General features: G+C 43.7%; 20 protein-coding genes and 1 pseudogene. 19 read left to right on the top strand and 2 right to left on the bottom strand.

Translation table 11 applies throughout. The features are described from left to right. The first annotated feature begins 3 nt into the window (after nt 1-3). Together MHI38_RS23970 and MHI38_RS23975 are read left to right on the top strand one after the other, a co-directional pair. A complete protein-coding gene (locus tag MHI38_RS23970; protein WP_154887210.1) occupies nt 4-1,014 on the top strand; it encodes an MsnO8 family LLM class oxidoreductase in 1,011 nt (336 codons plus the stop codon). Between the two features lie 61 nt (nt 1,015-1,075). Continuing rightward, nucleotides 1,076-1,570 (top strand): DinB family protein, encoded by a 495-nt coding sequence (locus MHI38_RS23975; protein ID WP_154887208.1) that lies wholly within the window; start codon nt 1,076-1,078, stop codon nt 1,568-1,570. A 42-nt stretch (nt 1,571-1,612) separates the two neighbouring features. Here the strand turns inward: MHI38_RS23975 and MHI38_RS23980 are convergent, their stop codons facing one another. Together MHI38_RS23980 and MHI38_RS23985 are read right to left on the bottom strand one after the other, a co-directional pair. Next, nucleotides 1,613-1,984, bottom strand: coding sequence for a hypothetical protein (locus MHI38_RS23980; RefSeq protein ID WP_154887206.1), 372 nt, complete (start codon nt 1,982-1,984; stop codon nt 1,613-1,615). Nucleotides 1,985-2,111: 127 nt separating this feature from the next. Next, nucleotides 2,112-2,813, bottom strand: coding sequence for an NAD(P)H-binding protein (locus MHI38_RS23985; protein WP_154887204.1), 702 nt, complete (start codon nt 2,811-2,813; stop codon nt 2,112-2,114). Between the two features lie 186 nt (nt 2,814-2,999). Here MHI38_RS23985 and MHI38_RS23990 point away from each other — a divergent pair, with 186 nt between their 5' ends. The 17 genes and pseudogenes from MHI38_RS23990 to MHI38_RS24070 all read left to right on the top strand — a co-directional run bounded on the left by MHI38_RS23990 (nt 3,000) and on the right by MHI38_RS24070 (nt 22,498). Then, a complete protein-coding gene (locus MHI38_RS23990; protein WP_318294930.1) occupies nt 3,000-3,560 on the top strand; it encodes a TetR/AcrR family transcriptional regulator in 561 nt (186 codons plus the stop codon). A gap of 26 nt (nt 3,561-3,586) precedes the next feature. Next, the gene (locus MHI38_RS23995; RefSeq protein WP_154887200.1) at nt 3,587-3,865 is read left to right on the top strand and encodes a hypothetical protein; all 279 of its coding nucleotides are present in this window, start codon (nt 3,587-3,589) and stop codon (nt 3,863-3,865) included. A 157-nt stretch (nt 3,866-4,022) separates the two neighbouring features. Further along, complete coding sequence (locus MHI38_RS24000; protein WP_154887198.1) at nt 4,023-5,063, top strand: ABC transporter substrate-binding protein; 1,041 nt, start codon at nt 4,023-4,025, stop codon at nt 5,061-5,063. Between the two features lies 1 nt (nt 5,064). Continuing rightward, nucleotides 5,065-5,841 (top strand): (2Fe-2S)-binding protein, encoded by a 777-nt coding sequence (locus MHI38_RS24005; protein WP_154887196.1) that lies wholly within the window; start codon nt 5,065-5,067, stop codon nt 5,839-5,841. Between the two features lie 45 nt (nt 5,842-5,886). After that, nucleotides 5,887-7,614: a helix-turn-helix domain-containing protein gene (locus tag MHI38_RS24010; protein ID WP_341181788.1), complete on the top strand. Its 1,728-nt coding sequence runs from the start codon at nt 5,887-5,889 to the stop codon at nt 7,612-7,614. 300 nt (nt 7,615-7,914) lie between these two features. Beyond that, nucleotides 7,915-11,523, top strand: a complete 3,609-nt coding sequence (locus MHI38_RS24015) for an S-layer homology domain-containing protein (RefSeq protein WP_154887192.1) — start codon at nt 7,915-7,917, stop codon at nt 11,521-11,523. A 646-nt stretch (nt 11,524-12,169) separates the two neighbouring features. After that, entirely contained in the window at nt 12,170-13,294 is a 1,125-nt protein-coding gene (locus MHI38_RS24020; protein ID WP_154887190.1) for a GntR family transcriptional regulator, read from the top strand. Nucleotides 13,295-13,840: 546 nt separating this feature from the next. Next, the gene (locus tag MHI38_RS24025) at nt 13,841-15,139 is read left to right on the top strand and encodes an extracellular solute-binding protein (protein WP_154887188.1); all 1,299 of its coding nucleotides are present in this window, start codon (nt 13,841-13,843) and stop codon (nt 15,137-15,139) included. Between the two features lie 70 nt (nt 15,140-15,209). Next, nucleotides 15,210-16,145, top strand: a complete 936-nt coding sequence (locus tag MHI38_RS24030) for an ABC transporter permease subunit (protein WP_154887186.1) — start codon at nt 15,210-15,212, stop codon at nt 16,143-16,145. Nucleotides 16,146-16,160: 15 nt separating this feature from the next. Continuing rightward, nucleotides 16,161-16,997 (top strand): ABC transporter permease subunit, encoded by an 837-nt coding sequence (locus tag MHI38_RS24035; protein WP_154887184.1) that lies wholly within the window; start codon nt 16,161-16,163, stop codon nt 16,995-16,997. 293 nt (nt 16,998-17,290) lie between these two features. Then, nucleotides 17,291-17,533: pseudogene (locus tag MHI38_RS24040) on the top strand (hypothetical protein). A 35-nt stretch (nt 17,534-17,568) separates the two neighbouring features. Beyond that, nucleotides 17,569-17,982 carry a hypothetical protein gene (locus tag MHI38_RS24045; RefSeq protein ID WP_154887182.1) on the top strand — a complete coding sequence of 138 codons (414 nt, stop codon included), beginning with the start codon at nt 17,569-17,571 and terminating at the stop codon, nt 17,980-17,982. 125 nt (nt 17,983-18,107) lie between these two features. Continuing rightward, nucleotides 18,108-18,290 (top strand): hypothetical protein, encoded by a 183-nt coding sequence (locus MHI38_RS24050; RefSeq protein ID WP_261769186.1) that lies wholly within the window; start codon nt 18,108-18,110, stop codon nt 18,288-18,290. A gap of 403 nt (nt 18,291-18,693) precedes the next feature. Further along, nucleotides 18,694-19,794, top strand: coding sequence for a C39 family peptidase (locus MHI38_RS24055; protein ID WP_154887180.1), 1,101 nt, complete (start codon nt 18,694-18,696; stop codon nt 19,792-19,794). Nucleotides 19,795-19,898: 104 nt separating this feature from the next. Continuing rightward, nucleotides 19,899-20,321 (top strand): hypothetical protein, encoded by a 423-nt coding sequence (locus tag MHI38_RS24060; protein ID WP_186809576.1) that lies wholly within the window; start codon nt 19,899-19,901, stop codon nt 20,319-20,321. 906 nt (nt 20,322-21,227) lie between these two features. Beyond that, the gene (locus MHI38_RS24065) at nt 21,228-21,533 is read left to right on the top strand and encodes a hypothetical protein (RefSeq protein WP_154887174.1); all 306 of its coding nucleotides are present in this window, start codon (nt 21,228-21,230) and stop codon (nt 21,531-21,533) included. Between the two features lie 323 nt (nt 21,534-21,856). Continuing rightward, complete coding sequence (locus MHI38_RS24070; protein ID WP_154887172.1) at nt 21,857-22,498, top strand: hypothetical protein; 642 nt, start codon at nt 21,857-21,859, stop codon at nt 22,496-22,498. Nucleotides 22,499-22,562: the final 64 nt, after the last annotated feature.

Raw genomic sequence — 22,562 nt, forward strand, 5'->3', positions numbered from 1 at the left:
GATATGTCATTTACATTAGGGATTTTGGATCAAAGCATTATATTCCCGGGCCAGTCGGCTGAGGAGGCGTTGAAAAATACCGTAGAACTGGCGAAGCTTGCAGAATCACTTGGATATGACCGATTTTGGGTAGCAGAGCATCATGACTCGGAAGGTGTTGCCGGATCATCGCCAGAAGTGCTCGTGTCGTATTTGCTTGCTCAGACTCAAAAAATCCGGATTGGCTCCGGTGGTGTGATGCTCCAGCATTATAGCCCATATAAGGTGGCCGAAAGTTTCAATGTGCTTGCCACACTGGCTTCGGGACGGGTTGAACTTGGGATCGGGCGTGCCCCGGGCGGCTTGCCGCGTTCCACAAAGGCGCTACAAAAGGGAATCGCCGAGCCGGAAACACTGGATGACAAACTGGTAGAACTGAGAAACTTCCTGAATGCTCCGGCAGGTGAAACCCATGCACAGCCAGGACTGACAGCTCATCCGTTACCAGGGCAGCCGGCACGTATTTATATGCTGGGCACGAGTGTTTCCAGTGCGGAACTGGCAGCCAAGCAGGGACTACCGTATGCGTTTGCGCTGTTTATCAACAGTGATCCCGAAACGGCACGGACCGCACTGGATACGTATCGCACGCAGTTTAACACGGAACATGGCAGAGAGCCCGAAGCCATTCTAGCTTTGTCGGTCATTGCTGCAGATACGGAAGAAGAGGCGAATGCGCTGGCGGGACAGCACAAAACGGTGCGTGCCACGCTGGCGAGCGGTAAAACCGTGAATGTGCAGACGTTGGAGCAGGCAGCAGAATTCGCAAGACAGGCAGGAGAAACGTATACGGTGGTGGAGCGCGAAGCGGACATTACACGCGGGACCAAGGAAACGGTGCGGAAGCGGTTGCTCGAGCTGTCTGAGGAATACGGCGTGAACAGCTTTGTGTTTACAACGATTATTCCTAATTTTGAACAACGGGCACGTTCATTCCAATTGCTGAAAGAAGCATTTACAGGAGAACTGGTGTAAGCACAGCAATTCCTATCATCCGCATTGTAGTTAAACTTATATAGATCGGAGAGCGGTAACCATGGGAAACACAGCAGTGAAGACAGAATCAATCATATCGGCATATGTACACGCTTATGAAGAGATTGAACAGGAGATTACGGGTCTGACCGAGCAGCAGTTGAGATGGAAGTCTTCTCCATCCTCCTGGAGTGTTACGGAAGTGCTGGCACATCTGGTGGATCACAGTATCGTCGTATCCTTTCGTATCCGGGAAATATTAGCGGGATCACCGGCGACGCTGCCTGGTTTTAACCAGGATGCATGGGTTGCTGGACAAAAAGCAAATGAGGAGCAGATCTCTCAGCTGATTACGATTGCTAATGGTCTGGTGCAGTACAATTCAGGACTACTGGAACGGCTAAGCGATGAAGAATGGGAGAAAACCGGCATTAACTTCAAAGGCGAGACAGTATCTCTAGCTGCGATCATTCCGGGTTTTGTCGCTCATGTGCAGAACCATCTCAACCAGATTCGCAGAATCAAGCAAGAGTGGGTCGAAAAGCAGGTGCAGTAATAGGAAATGCGGTGGTCAGAGCAACGGGAAGGCAGGCATCCGTTATGTCTGAGGCCAAATCTTTCTTTTAGCGTCGTCGTGCCCTACTAAGTAGATTTCAGCAATATTCCCATAAGTATTAGTTAATGAAATGTTGAAGTCGTTATGACCTCCAATCGGAAGTTGGCTGCCTTTGATCTGGATGAATAGTGAATGATCATGATGTGAGATGTTGTAGCCGTGATATTTGCTGATACTGTCTCCGAATCCACCTTGTATCGTAATAAGCTCAGGAGAAACTGTAGTTTTCGTGATCATTATCTCTTCCGGATCAACAACCTTGTTCAACATATAAAATCCAATGATAATAGGAAAAGCAATAATGGCAACGCTGAAAACTATAGTAATATACTTTCTATTTAGTTGCATACTCATGATTCACCTCCTAGTTAGATGCTATGAATCGATGTCTCCATCATTATTGGGGCATCGATTCTTTGGTTTTGTACAAAGGCCTACATAGAGTATATAAGAAGTTGAACGAACCTCCAATTCGAACGACCTATCTTCCTATATTCACAATTTTCTCGGTCCAATCGGGCTGGCTTACTGCCGCACGTACTAGCCCATCCGCACAATCTGCAAAAGGAAGTGCAGCAACTGGATTGATGCGAGCGAGTGGTCCAGCCGTATACTCTAAGTTTCCTTCCGCATACTGGAGCACGGATGCACGCATGATGACCCATTCGAGATCACTGTGAATGAGCGCTTGTTCCGCAATATGTTTATCCTGAATGGCCTTCCAAAAAATACGGCGCATCAGATGCACGGCGAGACGGCTGACATAAGAAAGTTCTCTACCATCGCTCAAATTAATGCCGCTCTGCATCACCATACGTTTAACCCCTGTATGCTGACAGGCCGAAATAATATTTGGAATTCCCACAGACATGACCGTACCAGGTGAGAAATTAGCCTTCATTGTACTTAAACCGGTACTGAGATTACCCAAGCCCTTCTTGGCGGAGGTGGATGATACATTGAGGGGAGGGCCTATACAACTGATGACAGCTTCTGCCCCTGAAATGGCCTGAATCATAACAGGTAAATCGAACACATCCCCTTTTCTAACGGTAAGTCCTTCTGTTGGAGCAATGGCTTCGGGACGACGAGCAACGGCAATAACTTCATGCCCTAATGCAAGGGCGCGTTCAATCACTTTTTTTCCTGTTCCTCCGGTAGCCCCAATGACTGCGATTTTCATATGGTTAAACTCCATTTCTCACTGTGAATTAATGCACAGTAGTGTATTATTTATCAACTATGTATAATGGTATACGTAAATAAAAATCTTACAATGGCTAAAAAGCTGGATTGCGTGCAATTGTGCACAGATGGTTTGAAAGTGCGTATTAACCATGAAGAAAAAGGGTGATGTGAAGTGGTCAAGGTGGATCGAAGGATACGCAAATCGCAAGAAGCGATCAAAACGGCGGTTATTGAACTGATGATGAACAAAGATTTTGATCATATTACGATCCAGGACATTGCAGACAAAGCGGATATCAGCCGCAGAACGATCTATCTTCATTACACAGATAAATTCGATCTTCTGAATAAACTCATCACAGAGCATATTGAGAATTTGCGTGAAATCTGTGAATCTACGGAGATGGACACGGGTTATAACAACATGGTATTCGTGTGGTTTGAGTATTTTGAGAAGCATTTTTTATTTTTCTACGCATTGCTGGCGAGTAAAGGCAGTTCTTTTTTTCGAAAGCAGTTTCTGGACTTTTTTATTCATGAATTACAGAACGGGAACGAGAGCGAACCAGCTGTTATGAACACCGAATTAATGAAAGACCAGATTGTGGAGGTTCAGTATGTGGGGGGAGCGATCATTGGGGTCGTGGAATGGTGGTTTACGCATGAAAGACCTCTCCCACCTTCCGTAATGGCTGAACGTATAGGAGCAATGCTTGAACGAAATCTGGATATGAATCCTTAAAAATATTCCTTTGGAGGAGATCCAATATGAATCCAGAAGAGCATATTGAGCAAATGTTACATACCATCATTGAGAACACACAATCCATCATTAACGATCAAGGGAAGCAATCCTTCGGCTCTCTGGAATATTTCCTGGGACATATTTTAGAGTATCGGGATGAAAAGCGATTCCTGACAGAGGATTGGCAGTTCCGCACACCGCGCTGGCTGGGGGAGTATGGCAATACGGCGGAGGAAGAAGAGCTTCTTGCAGATATTTACCGTCTACAGGCTTATATTGCTGAGAAATTAAAAGGTGCATAGTGTATAGGTGTAGGCAAAATATCAATCACGATGTCGCATTAGTCCGACTGAAATGTCGCAAAAGTACATGGTAACACGATACACAGATCGTTTATACTCTCTTTATGTTTCGATAATGAAAATCATTATCACTAGTATACATAAGGGGGATTTACAAATGAAACAAGGAACAAACGGGCAAGCAGCCGGAAGCAAAGGCTATCTTGCTCACAAATCACGATTACTGATGGGCTTGATGTTGGCCCTGATTCTAGTCCTGACGGCGTGCGGTGCCGGAACAGGTACAGATAGTGGTAAACAATCTGCGGCAACGCCTTCGGATACACCTGCGAGTACGGAGACGAAGACCGACGGTGCTTTTCCAGTAACGATCAAGGGTATGAAGGGTGACATCACTCTAAACGAAAAACCGAAGAAAGTTGCCGTGCTCGATGTTAAGTTTTTGGATCAAATGTTAGCGGTTGGCGAAAAGCCAGCAGGTAGTGTTATCGCTGGAGGAAACACTGATTTCCCAGAATACTTAGGTGATCAGGCAAGTGGCGTTGAAGTTCTCGGTACACGGGATGAGCCTAACCTGGAAGCTATTGTTGCACTCGACCCGGATCTGATCATCATGACCGATTTCCAAGAAAAGCAGTACGAGAGTGTAAGCAAAATTGCACCTACCTTGGTACTCGATTTCTACGAAGACTGGCGTGATACGTTAGCTACAGTAGCTAAAATTACAGACAAGCAAGACGAGGCAGAGAAAGTGCGCACAGCGTATGAAGAGAAAGTGGCAGGAATGAAAACAAAACTGGCTGAGAAGCTGGGTGATGAAACGGTAGCATTGATTCGTCCGCGTAAAGAAGGTATTCGCGTTCATGGCATCGAGCACCGCACAGGCGGCATTCTGTATAATGACCTGGGCTTGAAAATGCCTGCACTTGTTGAAGGCATCAAGGATGATACTTCCGTAGAGATCTCGATGGAGAAAGTGCCTGAGATTGGGGCAGATCGTTATTTTGTATTGTCGGATGAGCTGTTTGCCGCAGAAGCAGAGGCGATGGTGAACAATCCGGTATGGAAGTCTCTGGATGCTGTGAAAAATAACCGTACGTATGATGTAAACTCCACACTATGGATCGCATACTACGGACCGCTTGCGATTAATCTGATTGTAGATCAGGCTTCGGAAGCCCTGCTCGGATCGAACTAATATGAGCCGATATCTCTCAACAGACGCATGGAAAGAGACGGTGGAGGATCATTCGATTTTGCTTGGCGAGCCGCCTGAACATAGTGTCCGTAGCATTGCGCTGAGTGAGCTGCATGACGAAGAGGCGTGCCGAGAGTATATCAGCTGGTTTCAACATTATATCGATGCACCAGACATGAAGGTTGCCGCTTCCATGTTAGCCAAGCGACTTGGCTATCTATGGACGACTCCGCTCGTGACTGCGATGACATTTCATCATCAGCATGTAACCTTTCAGCTGGAGAACAGCTTTCTCTATCATCCGAAGCTCGAAGAACATGAGAAGGGCACACGATTTCCTTTTCTAGCGGTGAACGAGCTTCGGGCTGAAGAGCTGACGGGAGATAGACACGTTTGGCGGGAAAAGGCGGTCCAGGAGATATTTGCAGTACAGCTTACACCTCTGTTAAAGACACTTGCTGCGATTGCACCCCTTTCGATGAGTATTCTCTGGGAGAATATCATGGTACGGATCGGGCGACTATTCGCTCCTGATGAAGGTGAGACGGAGCAGGAAAGAGAGCAAATTCAGGCGGATTTTGCCTATCTGACGCAGGTGGCGTCCGGGCAAGTGTTTGGTGAGAGAAAGAATCCGTTGACCCGCTTTACCGATTGTAAGGACAATGTACATGTTGCCAAAAGTGAGCGGCTCACCTGCTGTTTCTGGTACCAGATGTCAGGAGAATATTGCCTCAAATGTCCGAAAATTGACAATGAGAAAGAATCTCAACTACAATGACAACAGCGATAATTATACCTATGCGATTGTCAGGAGATGAGAGAAATGCCGCTGCAGGAACAGACAAGTGGTTGGAGTGATACAGCAATCAAGATGCTGGACGGATATAGCGGTACTTTGCAGACAGGCAGCGTTTTACACGAAACTATCGTAACTTCTAATGTGCTGCTACTGGCATACGGAGGGGAAGGGGAGCTTTCAATGGATGGCGAGGGATGCCACATTGGAGCTTCTTTTGCCTGTCATGCGGTGAAGGGATCATCCTACACGCTGACGGCCAGATCAGAGGACATTCATTATATTGTGATCAAATACAAGGCTTCTTCCATGGAGGGTGCCTCTATTGTTATGCCTTCGTATCGCAAACATCCGCTGCGCAGGTCCTTTGTGCAAAACTCGGCAGCCCACGCGGAATGGATCGAGAATGCAGAAAAAATCGTTGCGAAATGGCGCCGGGACGAAGGACTGGAACGATTCTATGCCAACGCGTTGCTACAAGGCATGATCTATGAGCTGATCATGGCCTATGAACGTGGTCAAGGGGGAGCGGAGTCCGATATGGTGGATGTGGTTGCTTCCTATATTGCGTCGCACTATCGTCAGAACCTGGAGCTGAAAGAGCTGGCAGCCCTTGCGGGCTGTAGCGTAAGACAACTACAGCGCCGTTTCAAACAAGAAAAGCAGCTCGGCCCGATGGAGTACGTCATCCAGCTACGCATGGAAAGTGCTTCGCGCATGCTGCGTCATACGGATGCTTCAATAGGAGAAATTGCCGACAAGCTGGGCTATCGAGATATGTATTATTTCAGCAGGGCTTTTAAAAAGTATGTTGGCGTCCCACCGTTACATTACCGGCATGCCGCCGCTTCTAGAACCGATGCAGATTATGAGAATGCTCTACTGCAAAACCGCACAGCTTCATCCTATGAATCAGCCCAAGGCCTGGTCATCTGTCATATGCAAGGGGAATACATCGTCACTGAAACACCGCAGCGTATCGTTGCCCTCGATGTGCAGTATGCGGATCATTTGCTTGCGCTGGGTTTGTCTCCGGTAGGGAGTGTCGGACTTGGAAGCAGCGTGTTATCTTTTCCCCAACCCCTTCAGGCAGGACTCAAGCACACCGAATTACTGGGGACATATGAATATCCCGATCTGCCTGCTGTGGAACGACTTGCACCGGATCTAATCATCTGCACCGAGGTACATGAGCAGTATCTTGAACGATTAAGTGGGATCGCTCCAGTGCTCATGTTCAAACGTAACGAAAACTGGCAGACGATCCTTAGTCTGTTCGGTGAACTGACAGGCAAGCGAGCAGAGGCCAAGCAGATTAATGCCGACTATCTTCGCAGAACGGCTTTGCTGGCTGAGGAACTAGCTACAGTATTGGCAGGCAAAAGTGTGGCCCTGATCCGTCCGTTGGACTCGCTCGTTCGTGTCCATTCCGCCGCTCATCGTACAGGTGCTGTGCTGTACCGTGATCTAGGTCTGCCTGCACCATTGTTTGTGGCTGACACCTCCGATACGGCCTATCATATTTCGGTTGAGAGATTACCCGCAGTGCAGGCAAGTCACTACTTTCTGCTGAGTAATGAACTTATGCAGGATGGGATATCGGCGACAGAGCAGCGGGTTTTGGAGATGCTTGGTGGGGGAGAGGAGCAGCGAGTACATTCGGTGGATGCAGCGACATGGATTGGTTGTTATGGACCGATGGGGATCAATGGAATTGTGGATCAGGTGGTAAAAGCGTTGTTGGGGTTTACATAAAGCATTTACCCTAATCAAGGTTCAAATAGCTATTCTTAAGACTATAGACAGGTCATCTTTTCTCTCCGTAAAGAGGATAAGTGACCTGTTTTTTTTGGTTTTAATGAGTCGGAATAGGGCGAAAGTTCTAAAGATAGTTCTTAAAGCACAGGAATTCTTTTCGATAATGCCGCAAAATGGATTTGTCTATGTAGTAAAGGTTTTTTATAAGGGGTTTAACTAATTCTGGTGTTAATTAATGTTTATGTTTCAGCAATAGTGAGATTCAGGATTAAATCTAAACGATAGGGAGAGTAGTCGATGAAGAGCTTATTACGAAAAATGTTAGTCCTGGTCACCATTGCGTTAACCTTTCAGGCGGGATTCGGTAATTATATTACGCCGACAACCTTTGCAGCAACGGGTCCTGTGTTAACTCTAACTGGAGGTACTGCTTCATTCGTGGCTGGAGATAATGCGTCCTCAACTCCGGTTGCGATCGACTCTGGCATAACGGTAACCGCGGATAGCACCAATACCCTTGCAAGCGCAACAGTAGCGATTACAGGTAATTTTCATGCTGGAGAAGATATGCTGATGTTCATAAATTACGGACAGAATATGGGGAATATTACAGCCAGTTATAATGCAGGTACTGGCGTGCTGACGCTGACATCATCAGGCGCAACCGCAACGTTGGCGCAGTGGCAGAACGCTCTGAGATCAATTACTTATAGCAATGCAGCGATTACGCCAAATACGGCGACACGTACGGTTAGCTTTACGGTGACGGACGGTGTGGATACAAGTAACACGGCAACACGAATTATAACGGTGACAGCTACCGACCAGACACCAATCGTGACCACAAGTGGTGGTTCGACGAATTACATCTCCGGAGCTTCGACTCCGTTGGCGATCGACAGCGGTCTAATGGTATCAGACCTAGACAATGCAACCTTGGCCAGCGCAACGGTTAGCATCACGAGCAACTTCGACGCGGGAAAAGACGTATTGGCATACACTAATGATGGGGCGAGCATGGGAAATATCGTGGCGAGTTATAATTCATCTACTGGCGTGATGACGCTGACATCATCAGGCGCAACCGCAACGTTGGCCCAGTGGCAGAGTGCGTTGAGAAGCATTTCATTCTCAAGTACAAGTGCTACGTCAGGGCAGCGTATCGTTAGTTATTCCGTAAATGATGGAATGAAGACCAGCGTTGCAGTTACACGTTCAGTGGAAGTAACGGTGAATATACTTCTTAGTCTGACTACAAGTAGCGGTTCGGCTTCATTTGTGGCTGGGGATAATACACCCTCAACTCCGGTCGTTATTGACTCTGGCATAACGGTAACAGCAGATAGCAACACTGCTCTTTCAAGCGCAACAGTGGCGATTACAGGCAATCTTCAAGTTGGAGAAGATGTGCTGATGTTCATTAATGACGGGTTGAACAAGGGAAATATTACAGCCATTTATAATGCAGCTACGGGCGTGCTGACGCTGACATCATCGGGCAGAACGGCAACGTTGGTGCAGTGGCAAGCCGCTTTGAGGTCAATAAATTATACGAATACAGCGATTACGCCAAATACAGCGACACGTACAGTTAGCTTCACGGTGACGGACGGTGTGGATGCAAGTAATACGGCGACACGAAATATAACGGTTGCAGCTACGGACCAGTCACCAATCGTGACCACAAGTGGTGGTTCGACGAATTACATCTCTGGAGCTTCGACTCCGGCGGATATTGACAGCGGTCTAACGGTATCCGACCTAGATAATGCAACCTTGGCGAGCGCAACGGTTAGTATTATGAGCAATTTCGACGCGGGAAAAGACGTATTGGCATACACCAATGATGGGGCTAGCATGGGAAATATTACGGCGAGTTATAATGCATCTACTGGCGTACTGACGCTGATATCATCAGGCGGGACCGCAACGTTGGCGCAGTGGCAGAGAGCGTTGAGGGGAATTTCGTTCTCAAGCACGAGCGCCACGCCAGGGCAACGCAATATTAGCTATATCGTAAGCGACGGAACAAAAGCAAGCGTTGCTGCTACACATCCTGTGGAAGTGGCGGTGATCGCGCCTCCGATGCTGACTACAAGCAGCGGTTCGGCTTCATTTGTGGCTGGGGATAATATACCTTCAACTCCGGTCGTTATCGACTCTGGCATAACGGTAACCGCAGATAGCAACACTACGCTTTCAAGCGCAACAGTGACCATTACAGGTAATCTTCATGTTGGAGAAGATGTGCTTGATTTCATCAATGACGGACTGAGCATGGGGAATATTACAGCCAGATATAATGCATCTACGGGTGTGCTGACGCTGACATCATCGGGCGGGACCGCAACGTTGGCCCAGTGGCAAGCCGCTTTGAGATCGATTACTTATACCAATACGGCGATCAAGCCAAATGCGGCGACACGTGTAGTAAGCTTCATGGTGACGGATGACGACAATGTGAGCAATCCAGCGACACGAACTGTGATGGTGATGGATACCAACCAGACACCTATTGTGACCACGAGTGATGGTTCGACCAATTACATCTCTGGAACTTCGACTCCGGTTGCTATTGACGGCGGTCTGGCGGTATCCGATTTGGATAATGCAACCTTGGCCAGTGCAACGGTTAGCATCACGAGCCACTTCGACGCGGGAAAAGACGTATTGGCTTACACCAATGATGGAGCGAGCATGGGCAATATAACGGCAACTTACGATGCACTCATGGGCGTGTTGACGCTGACGTCTGCAGGTGGAACTGCAACGTTGACGCAGTGGCAGAACGCATTACAAGTAGTTACTTACAGTAACACACAAGTCTCTACGAATATGACGACGCGCACGATCAGCTTTACCGTAAGCGACGGCAACAAAATGAGCGGCATCGCAACAAAGAGCATTACCTTGCAGGGATTAAACAGTTTAAAGACGGATACGAATACGATGAGCGTATCGACCGGACAAACGGTTTCTGTAGCGATTACTGCTGTTTTCTCAGATCAGTCGCAAAGAGATGTGACCTCATGGGTAACCTGGATTGTTCGTAATCCGTCAATTGCTAATGTTAGCAGTGGGAGGGTTACAGGTAAGACAGCGGGCAGTACGGTTGTCAGCGCTGTCTATGGAACTCAATCGGTAGATATAAACGTAACAGTAAGCGGTATACCAGCTTCGGGGTCAGGATCCTCTCCAAGCAGTTCAACCAATACAAGCACTTCAATCGATAATAGTACTCCGGCTAAAACGGAACCTTCAATACCTCCTGCTAAGGAGACCAAGCATTTTCACGCTCTTGTTGAAACTGATCGGCTCGTAACTTTTATACAAAAGTCATTGGCCGGTAATTCTGTAACGTTTCAGGATGTAGGGTCTCACTGGGCTTCCAAAGATATTTTGTCCGCTGCCAAGATAGGTATAATCAATGGGTATCCTGACGGTAGATTCAAACCGGATAATTCTATTACGAGGGCAGAGTTCAGCACACTTCTGGTTAAAGCATTTGCCCTGCGTTCAGGAAGCGGAACGTTTGAGTTACGGGATATTCAAAACTCTTGGGCGCGAGACTCTATAGAAATTCTTGCTTCCAATGGAGTTATCAACGGGTACTCTGACGGAACGTTCCACGCTGATTACAGGATTACACGAGCCGAGATGGTTGCTATGATCTCGAAAATCCTGATTGTTCAGAATAGTGCATCTGGCGATGCAGCAAGATTCGTTGATGTAGCACCCAAGCATTGGGCGAAGGAGATCATTGAAACGGCTGCAAAAGCGGGTATACTGGAGGGCAAGAGCCAGAATCAGTTTGAACCGGACGCCAATCTCACGAGGGCGGAAGCCTTAACGGTGATTATACGCATGCTGAGAGAGAATCCAACGATAGATCAATTGCTGGGTTAACCATGAAATAGCTCATAGCTTTTAAACTAAGTAGATATAAACAAAGAAAAGTCCCCCTTTTCGGTAAGCAGTGTATGGATAAAACCTGCTACGGTGAAGGGGGATACCTATTTAAAATTTGGTTTCTTGGATAAACCTTCAGGAAGCGATAGTGTCTAGACACTTAATGGATCGTATTTTTCGAGAACATAATTTGCAGTGAACTTCTCTGCAGAGGATACAATCATCTTTTCCTCTTCGGAGGCACATGCTCCAAGCAAGAGGGATGAGATGATTAAGATCGCGCAGGCATGGTTAGTTTGAGAAGTAGCTTTACGTTCCAATCCATAAAAAGAAAAGCAGTGCTATATCTTTTGTCGCATAGTCGCCTCAAATAACTAAAACATGAATAAGGCGGAGTAGGCCTTATTCACGATATGTAATGCTAAAGATTATTTAAAATCGAGATTGTTTGATGTATATAAATTACATACATATATAACAAAATACATATAAGTAAAATTGAGAAAAAATAACAATTAAATTACGTTTAACTGATAATTCATAAAATAATACACGAAAGTTCGGAGGTAAACTGATTAACTTTGCGAATGACTTCTTGTGTAATATACTTAGTATATTAATATTATGATGTCAGGGTGGTCTTGTGGAATTGCATTTATACGAGCAGATATATGTCTATATTGTACAAGAGATCAAAGAAGGTCGATTAAAAGAAGGAGACCGGGTCTCTTCCGAAAAAGAGTTGGCTGAACAATTTGGCGTCAGTCGTATTACATCTAAAAAGGCTCTGGAGAAATTGGCCGATTCCGGGGTTATCAAACGAATACAAGGAAAAGGTTCATTTGTGGCCGATAGTATAATTGAAGGACAAGAACCGAAGCACTATTCAGAGGTGAAAACGACCTTGGTTCCTGAGGATGATAAGCGGTTGATCGGTTTTATTATACCGAATTTTTCTGACGAGTTTGGCCTGGAGCTTCTTAGATCGATGGAAAAGCGGAGCGCTGAGCACGATTATCAACTCATTATCAAGCGAACTTGCGGGGATCGGGATGAGGAAAAACGTGCGATCGACTTATTTATCGGTTTAGGCATCAAGGGATTAATCGTGACCCCCATTCATGGTCAACACTATAATTCGGAACTGCTTCGGCTTGTATTAGATCGGTTTCCGATTGTTTTGGCCGATAGATATCTAAAAGGAATTCCGGTTTGTTCGGTATACACAGACAATAAGAAAGCAGCCATGGATCTTACGCGTCATCTGATTAGTAAAGGTCATAAAAAAATTGCCTTTTTATCTCCGCCGGAAGAGAACACTTCAACATTGGAGGAAAGACTGCTCGGATATACGTTTGCCTTCACCCAGGAAGGAATGAATTTGAACAAAGATTATGTATTGACGAACTTGAAGGGAACCCTTCCTATGAACATAAATGGAACAGTGATTGAAAATGATAAAGAAACAATAAAGCATTTTTTGAAACAACACCCTGATGTAAAGGCGTTTGTCGCGTCGGAATTTCTAATAGCTACCATGCTGGCTCAAGTCATCCACTCGATGGGGAAATCTCTGGAGGAATTCGAGATTGTTTGTTTCGACTCCCTGAATGATTACTTGGGTCAACCGATCTTCACTCATATTAAGCAAGATGAGAAGCAGATGGGTGAATTGGCAGTGGATATGCTAATCTCTCAGCTGCATGGAGCAGCCGTTCCCGAGCTGAACATTATTGAACATCGTATGGTCGTGAAAAATAACACATAGGGTTACAACAAGCTCAGTGCAGCTCAACAAAATCAAGGATATTTTTCAATGTGTCGAGAAGTCCCCAGGGGCTTATCGGCACTTTTTTTGATATCAGAAATATGAACTTCGAAGCTTGGACCTTCCGGACCTGATATCGCAGGAAAAACGTCTGTTAAATGTCGTCTGTCTTCTGTGAAGTATGTCGATAGCCGTTTTTCTTATGGTAAAGCTTGTTTCACATCAGGGAATGGGCTGGGAGACCGGAGATTAACAAACCTCGAAACATCGATTCACATATCTAATTTTAGCCATACGTCATACATATTCATGTCGTAATATTGCAATTGACTTACTTTATGATGTCATATTAATATACTTAGTATATCTAGTGTAACTAGTAGGATTCTTATAACAAATCCACTTCGTTCATCATTTTCTGATTTTATCGTTCATATCACCAATCTTGTTAGCGCTTACATATAACTTGTGGATTGATCAGAAAAGGAAGTGGATGCTATGGGAATTCAAGTTAAACAAATTCATTTAACTTAAGGGGGACTTTGAATGAGGAAATCCAAAAAAATCGCATTTCCAATTCTTGTTTACTTTCTGGTTATGTTACTACTTCTAACCGCTTGCTCAACGGAAGGCTCCAGCGATCCGGCCGGAGAGGGTAAGACAACGGTTACGATGTGGCATGGTCTTACCTCCATCGATTTAGATAATATGAATAAAGTCGTGAAGGCATTTGAGGAGAAAAACCCTACGATCAAAATGAATTTGGTTTATACGGAATCCAGCGAGGGATCCGATCAGAAGCTGCTGACTGCAGTCGCAGGCGGCAATCCTCCTGACGTTGCACTTTTCGACCGATTTAAGGTCGGTACTTGGGCTGCGCAAGGTTCGCTGACTGACTTGTCCTCGATGGCAGCGGAATCGGGAATTCGTAAGGAAATGTATTATCCATTTGCTTGGGAGGAGTCCAGTTATCAAGGAAAGCTTTATGCCATACCGATGGATACGGATTCTCGCCTGCTATTTTACAATAAGGACCATTTCAAAGAAGTAGGGCTGGACCCCGACAAACCACCACAAACGATCGCCGAGCTTGAAGCGGCCGCCGATAAGTTAACCATCAAGGAAGGTAAACGTTTCAAACGGATCGGGTTCATCCCATGGTATTCGCAAGGCTGGCTTTATACGTGGGGATGGGCATTTGGAGGAGAATTCCAGGACGCTGCCACCGGCAAAATTACCGCAAATGATCCTAAAGTCGTTGAAGCGCTACAATGGATGACCGACTTCGGCAAAAAATACAATGTCGAGGATATTGCCGGATTCACAAGCGCAGCAGGCACGGAGGAAATGGATCCGTTCATTTCCGGTCAAGTCAGCATGAAGATCAGTGGAAACTTTACGGTGAAGGGGATCGAAAAATTTAAGCCGGATCTAAATTACGGCGTTGCACCGATACCGACTCCAACGGGAACAGATTTTACGACATGGTCAGGAGGCGGCTCTGCTATTATTCCTAAAGGTGCCAAGAACGTCGATGCTGCTTGGAAATTCCTCGAATTTTTAGGGAAAGAAGAGGGGCAAACGTTATTAAACGCCGACTCTCAAATTTCCGTTATCGATGCGGTTAACGACAAATACGGTTACAAGGACGATCCGATTATGAAGGAATTTATTACTATTTTGCCTAATTCACACAACCGCCCGGTTATTCCTGAAGGACAACTGCTGTGGAATGAGTTAGCTTCCGCTACGGAAAAGGCAACCCGCGGCAACGGTACTCCGAAAGAGAACCTGGATCGAGTAACGGAGACGGTTAATAAGGCTTTAGAAAAATACGACAAATAGGATGCTTGGTAGGCAGGGAGCGAACTTTCTCCTTGCCTATTCATGAATGACAATTGGAAGGAGAATGCACATGGCGAAACCAGCCGATTCAGTTCAAGTAAGCGCAATTCCATCGGCAAGGAAACGGGCAATTCACAGAACTAACGTGATTGGGTGGCTGTTTGCTTCACCTTGGGCTATAGGGCTGCTGTGCTTTTATGCAATTCCGATGCTCATGTCCATCTACTTCAGCTTCACGACTTACAGCATTCTGCAGCCTGGTGAATTTGTCGGAATGAATAATTATCGAGATCTTTTCCAGGATCCTCTGTTTTGGAAATCCATATATAACACGATTTATTTTACCGTATTTTTTGTTCCGTTAAGTATATTCTTCGGTGTGGCACTCGCTATGATGTTGAATATGAAAGTCAAGGGTATGGCTGTATTCAGAACGATTTTTTTCTTACCTACGCTCGTGCCGCAAGTGGCTCTGGCTGTTCTATGGATGTGGCTGCTACATCCAAACTTCGGATTAGTTAACGGGATGCTGGCGCATATCGGTATCGATGGGCCTTCTTGGCTTGGTGGTGAGTCGTGGTCCAAGCCTTCGCTCATCTTGATGTCGCTCTGGGGTATTGGACAAGCGGTCGTGATCTACCTTGCTGGACTAGGGGACATCCCTGATGAGTACTATGAAGCGGCACAAATCGATGGAGCTAACTGGTTTCAGAAGACGAGAAAGGTAACCCTGCCTTTGCTCACTCCCGTTATTTTCTACAACCTTGTCATGGGGATGATCGGCGCATTCCAACAGTTTACTCTTCCCTATACGTTGACCAAAGGGCAAGGAACTCCTGCGAATTCCATGACTTTTTACGTCATGTATTTATATGAGAACGGATTCAGGTATTTCAAAATGGGCTATGCCTCCGCCATGGCCTGGATCTTATTTATTATCGTTATGGCATTAACCGGAATTATTTTTATTACGTCTAAACGCTGGGTTCATTATCAAGGGAAATAAGGGGGGAAGTAAGGGATGAATCCTATCGCGATCAAAAGAATCAATCGTGCGTTAGCCTATGTATGTCTAATTGTTGCTTCTGCATTCTTCATTACTCCGTTCATTTGGCTGCTTTCGACTTCTCTTAAACCACTCACACAAATCTTTACATTCCCGCCCGAGTGGATTCCGCAACCCATTCTGTGGAGTAATTATTCCCGTGCCGTGGAGTATATCCCTTTTTGGACGTATCTGAAAAACACGGCGATTATAACCATCGCGAGTACGCTTGGTGTGATCATATCCTGTCCCTTGGTTGCATATAGTTTTGCCAAGTTAGAGTACCGTGGGAGAGGTTTACTTTTCTTTGTAACCCTCGCTGTTATGATGATTCCCGGACAGGTGACGATGATTCCGCTATTCTTGTTGTTTACTAAATTAGGTTGGGTAGGAACAGCTCTTCCACTAATTGTACCCCAATTTTTTGGAGTGCCCATTTACATTTTTCTATTGCGGCAGTTCTTCATGGGACTGCCTGATGCCCTGCGCGAAGCGGCCCGCTTAGACGGTGCTAGTGAGTTCCGCATATATTTACAGATCATGTTTCCACTAGCCAAATCCGCCGTATTAGCCGTGGCATTGTTTCAATTTATGGGGAGCTGGACTGATTTCATGGGCCCCTTGCTCTATTTAACCAATGAACCATCCTACACGGTTTCGCTCGGATTGCAGCAATTCCAGAGTCAAAAGGGATCCGAATGGGGTCTATTAATGGCCGTATCCACCTTGATGACATTACCTATAATTGTTTTGTTCTTTTTCCTTCAAAAGACGTTTATTAGCGGCATTACATTTAGCGGTATAAAAGGTTGAACATCATGGGTATGAATAAAGCTCCAGCGATGCGGAACCAAGGCGTGTTAGGACAGACCTGACTTGAGAGGCAGTTTTTCATGAGGGGACAACAAAAGAAACCGTTTCGTAGTAAATGGAAGCGAGAGCGACCATATACCCGTGGAGACGGTTTCTTTGTACATTTTACATACTCGAGTGAGGATACATTGGACTAGGTCGGGTGTTATAAATACAGGAATGATATATGAAGTAAGGGTATCTGTTAAAATGATAGAAAGTTGATCCATTAAGAAAAATAGGAGGTATAACACATGAAATGGCAGGAAGTGAGAGAACTGTTCCCTGACCAATTTGTCCTGGTTTCCATTATTCAATATCATGAGGAAGATAACAAAAAAATCGTAGATGAAGTTGCACCAATTCGTACCGTATCCGAACAAGATGCGAATAAAGAGTTTTTTTGAGTAAAGCCTGGTAATTTTGTATATCATACTTCAAATCCAGACTTTGTGATTCATCTCCGCAAAGATCCATTAATGAGAGTGAGACATTGAACGGATATGGAGCCAAAGATTTAGAAGGAGAGCCTATGAGCGAAAGAGCTGAAAAGAAATTGAAAATGCAATTTGGCTTCATCATAATATTTATTTTTATCATTGGTGTGCAATTAATTGTCAAAAACTACTTCGTGAATCATCCCCCTGCATGGGCAACTGGATTATCCATTTCTGGTTTTATTATATTTTGTATACTTGGGCTACTAACCTACCTTGATCTCAAGAACCAAGAACAATTCGTAACCATTGGACATATCGTAGGTGTTAAGAAGGATACAAATATCATTATCGTTAAAGGGCTGGGGCGAGGTCATCGTAAAATTTTAATAAAAGATAGTCATATCCTGAATATGATGCAGCCAGATGAACTGATCGAAATCACAAGATTAAAATATACAAACATGATAACGAGGAAAGTGTATCGGGACCAAGAGCTACAACTTTGATCAAGTGATGAAAGAGTTGTAGTTTTTTTATATATGGTTGACAGTTATTTTTTGCAGACACCTCCGACACGGCCTATCATATCTCGGTAGAAAGATTACCAGCAGTACAGGCAAGTTACTACTTTTTGTTGAGTAATGAGTTCATGCAGGATGGAATATCGGCGACAGAACGGCAGGTTTTGGGAATGCTTGGTGGGATTGAAGGACAGCAGGTGCATTCAGTGGATGCGGCGACGTGGATTGGGTGCTATGGACCGATGGGGATCAATGGGATTGTGGATCAGGTTGAGCAAGCGTTGTTGGGGTGAGGGGGAGTTGAACTGTGAATCCCCCTGTTAAGGATATCCAATTTTAATTCAGAAAGCAGATAACTTCTTATAACAAAGATTTATAGCGGATTAAAATAAAGTCATCTAATGTGTGACGAGCAGTCCTTCGCGCTTTTTTTGGGAGAGTAAAGATATATCTTACGGAGAAGCATCAATTAGACTTAACCTAGGATGAAATTTTGTTTCAATGTTTTTTAATTTCAGATTTTTTATGTAACTTTAATTGTTTTGCTGCGTTTTTATAGATATACACCAAGATTGGAAAAATAAGTTCTTTTCACTGATTGCTTGTAAAATTCTATGAGTGGGGGGGAGGTTTGCAATAAATACTCTATGATTATCCAGTTACACGCCAATTATAATAAGATGCGGAGGAAGTCCATTGAAAAAAATCATGAAACTAACACTCTCTACAGTTCTAGCATTTACCCTTCTTGTACCTAGTGCATTCGGAGCTGATACTACATCGGCGAGTAAAGATATTTTAAATATTGCAAACCAAAAGATTGAACAGCGTATCCAACTAGGGCATACTGAATTTGAAGGAGTAACTGCTGGGAAAATTATCGGAATGAAAGATGAAAATGAACAAATTACGAAATCTCTTGTAGTTCTACAAAGGGAAAACGACATAGCTGGATATTTTATCATTGATAATAACTCTGGACTCCTTATTGAATTTGCTACGGGAGATGTCTATCCAGGTCAAGGCGAGGATGAAAACAATCTTTATTACTTCGGGCCCCTTTTTTACGCAAACAAAATTGATAGCAATACATTCGAAGAATTAAGTACAGATCAAACCTTTGAAGCAGCTTCCTTACAAGAGATACAAGTTAACAGGTTGAAAGCAGCAGATATATTGGATGCAGCTCCTTCAGTTGAAAGCCAATCATTAAATAATGATGTTAGTATTAATACAATTATAAATTATGAATACGGTTTTATTAATGGAGTGCCTGATTATCAACAAAATGATAATACCAGTATGGGTAACGACTGTGTTCCAACGGCTGGCGCAAATGTAATTATGTACTGGCGGAATCAAGGTTATACTAACTTATCATCTAGTGGTTTATGGAAAAATGTTGCTGATCGTCTAGGTGTACTAATGAGCCACAATGATAGATACGGAGTATATTCTAATAAAATTGCTCCAGGGATGAACTCATATACCTCCGAGAAAGGCTACTCGAACTTCACTACAACATGGGATTCATCACCAACTTTTAATAAAATGAAATCCGAAGTTAATGCTAAAACTCCTCCATTTTTACGTCTAGTGAACTATGGATACTCTGACGGTTCAGAGGGAGGTCATTTAGTGAATTTGGTTGGTTATGAGACATACACAGATACCAGTGACTGGTCGAACCCTCAATATGCAATTGTACATGACAATTGGGAAAGCACAGGAGTTAATGTTTACCTTTTATTAGGGCAGTATGGTTCGGTTACTGATATGTGGAAAATCAAAGAATAAAAAAGTTGTGTTAAGTAAAAACGCTGGTCATACCCAGCGTTTTTTTATTAAACAATATCGAACAATTCAAATGTAAATTTCGTTAAAGATTGAGGAGGAATATGATGAAAAAATATTCACTTTACACCTTAATTTGTGCTTCATTGTTGATCTTGATTCTTAGCAGTTGCCAAATTTCTAATCAGTCCGATCAGGTGGAAATAAGCAAAGAACCAAAAGAATTAGAAACCTTCTATCCCGGGGATATTACAAAGGTTGATTCTATTAGAATGATGAGCAGTGATGGCACTAAAAAAACAACTACAGATCAAGCACTAATTAAGGAATGGATTGAAAAGGTTCGCCACTTAAAAATCGTACTTGATCCTGACCAAGAAGATACAACGGGGGTTTTGTTCTATGTCACTATGTTTGAGCAGGGGGAAAAAATGTTAATTATGACGCCTACCACTATAAATAATCAGCGGATGGAGCCGCAATTGGAATTAGCAGACCAAATGACTGAGCTTTACAATGCTATAAAATAATTGATAATCGCTGGCTAACTTCTGAGCACAATGTAAAGCAACGCTCGTTTAAAAAGATGGGGCGTTGCTTTCTTCACTCTTCTAAGGTTGACGATTTTCACTTTTAAACACTTTTGAAGACTTCTGTGGCCTAAGCAGTACGAGAGAAAGCTTCCCTGACCAATTTTTATTGTATCGGAACAAGATGCAAATAAAGAGTTTTTTCAAGTAGAGCCTGGTAACGTTGTAGAGCTAAAAAGAAATTGAAAATGCAATTTGTGTTCATCATAATATTTATTTTTATCATTGGCGTGCAATTGATTGTCAAAAACTACTTCGTGAATCATCCCCCTGCATGGGCAACTGGATTATCCATTTCTGGTTTTATTATATTTTGTATACTTGGGCTGCTAACCTACCTTGATCTCAAGAACCAAGAGCAATTCGTAACCATTGGACAAATCGTAGATGTGAAGAAGGATACAAATATCATTATAGTCAAATGGCTGGGACGAGGGCATCGTAAAATATTAATAAAAGATAGTCATATCCTGAATATGATGCAGCCAAATGAACGGATTGAAATCACAAGATTGAAATATACTAAGATGATAACGAAAAAAGTATATCAGGACCAAGAGCTACAACTTTGATCGAGTGATTAAAGAGTTGTAGTCTTTTTTATAAATCGTTGACGGTAGTAATTAACGAAAGTACATGCTCCTGAAGCCTGGGGCTGTTAAAAGAAACTAAGCCCTTGATGAAGCTCGAATAAACATTCGAGTAGCTAGAGTTATGTCTGAACTCCATTCTACTGGACGTTATGCTTTATTGAGAGATGCCATAGTGAGACTTCATAACGCCGATCTTCGAGTACGAGATGTCAAAGGAGAGCTATTCATAAATCAGAGATAAGGAGGTCAGAGAATGGAAACAAAAATGCTGTATGGCGTAGGTTTGGTCTTCGATACACCTGAATACGGAACCATCGTGATGGGGGCGAACGGAGAGTTGGACGATCTTCTTCCTTCAACCATTCAAGAGATGATCGGTGAACAGATCATGATTAAAACACTGGATGGGGAAGAGCGGGTATATAACGTTGTTTCTTGTCAGATCAATCATTCAATTGCGGGTAAAAAGAATGTGGGGATATGTTTGGGGAAAGGGGTGTCGCCTAAAATAGTGGCTGGTTCAATGGTTTACTATTATTTATCAGATCTAAGTGATTAATAGTGCAGCATAGATAAAGAATTAAGAAGGTATCGGAAGGTCGCTTGACTCCCTGCGGGATGAAGAAGAGCCTTCCTTTTTGTTTTGACATTTTACATTGAAAATACTCGACATATTCAAAGTCCATTGGATCGTAGGGAGATGAAGGAATGCTTACCGAATATACCTCCCTTTTTCACCAAATTTTTCTTCGCAAAAATCACTGCATAGGTTATCATATACGTAATTCAGATATCAGGTAGAATCTGTGGTATTTACGAAGTACATAGATTAGATGTTAGGCGAAACCTCGTAGTAGATAGTAAATAGAGGAGAATATAATAATGGATTATGCTCTTATTCGTATGAATGAAGTTTTTCCACATGACAGCGATGTTGCTAAGTGGATAGTTGGACTAGCAATTATACATAACGACTTTGTATTTCTCAAGAGAAAATTACTTAAAACTTCAGATGACATTTCGGACTGGATTTTTGAAACAACATCTGTTCTTAAAATTCTTACTGCCTCTCTAAGAGAAGCTATCTTCTACTTAGAAGAGTCTGAAAAATTAGAGGAGGTAAGAATTTATATCAATTCCCTACCTCAGTATATGATTCAGAAATATGAAATTCTCAAACAGCTATTTAGAAGTGGTGAGAAAGCAGAGTTATTGCAGAAATTATCTAATACAAGAAACATAACCTATCATTACACTAAACCTCAAAGAAAAGAGTTGTCAGAAGCCTTAGAAGCATCAAGTAATGAAGTTTTAGCTTATGAAGAGAATAATCAAAAGTTTTTCTTTGCAGAGCACATAAAGAATACGATTTTATTAAGATCCTTGTTTTCACCCAACGAACTTAAGGTAGAAAAAGAGCTACCCATTGAAGAGCTGATAATGAGTATTAGAGAATCGATTGAAGTACTTATTGATTTTTCTAGCGAAGTAAGTAAACACTATTTAAAAGCATTTTGTAAGTAATTCAATGAGGCATCGCCTAACATAATATTCACGCAGCGGACATTCGTCCTTGGTCCGGCATGCG

It is taken from the genome of Paenibacillus sp. FSL K6-1558, from assembly GCF_038002565.1.
Classification (GTDB): domain Bacteria; phylum Bacillota; class Bacilli; order Paenibacillales; family Paenibacillaceae; genus Paenibacillus; species Paenibacillus polysaccharolyticus.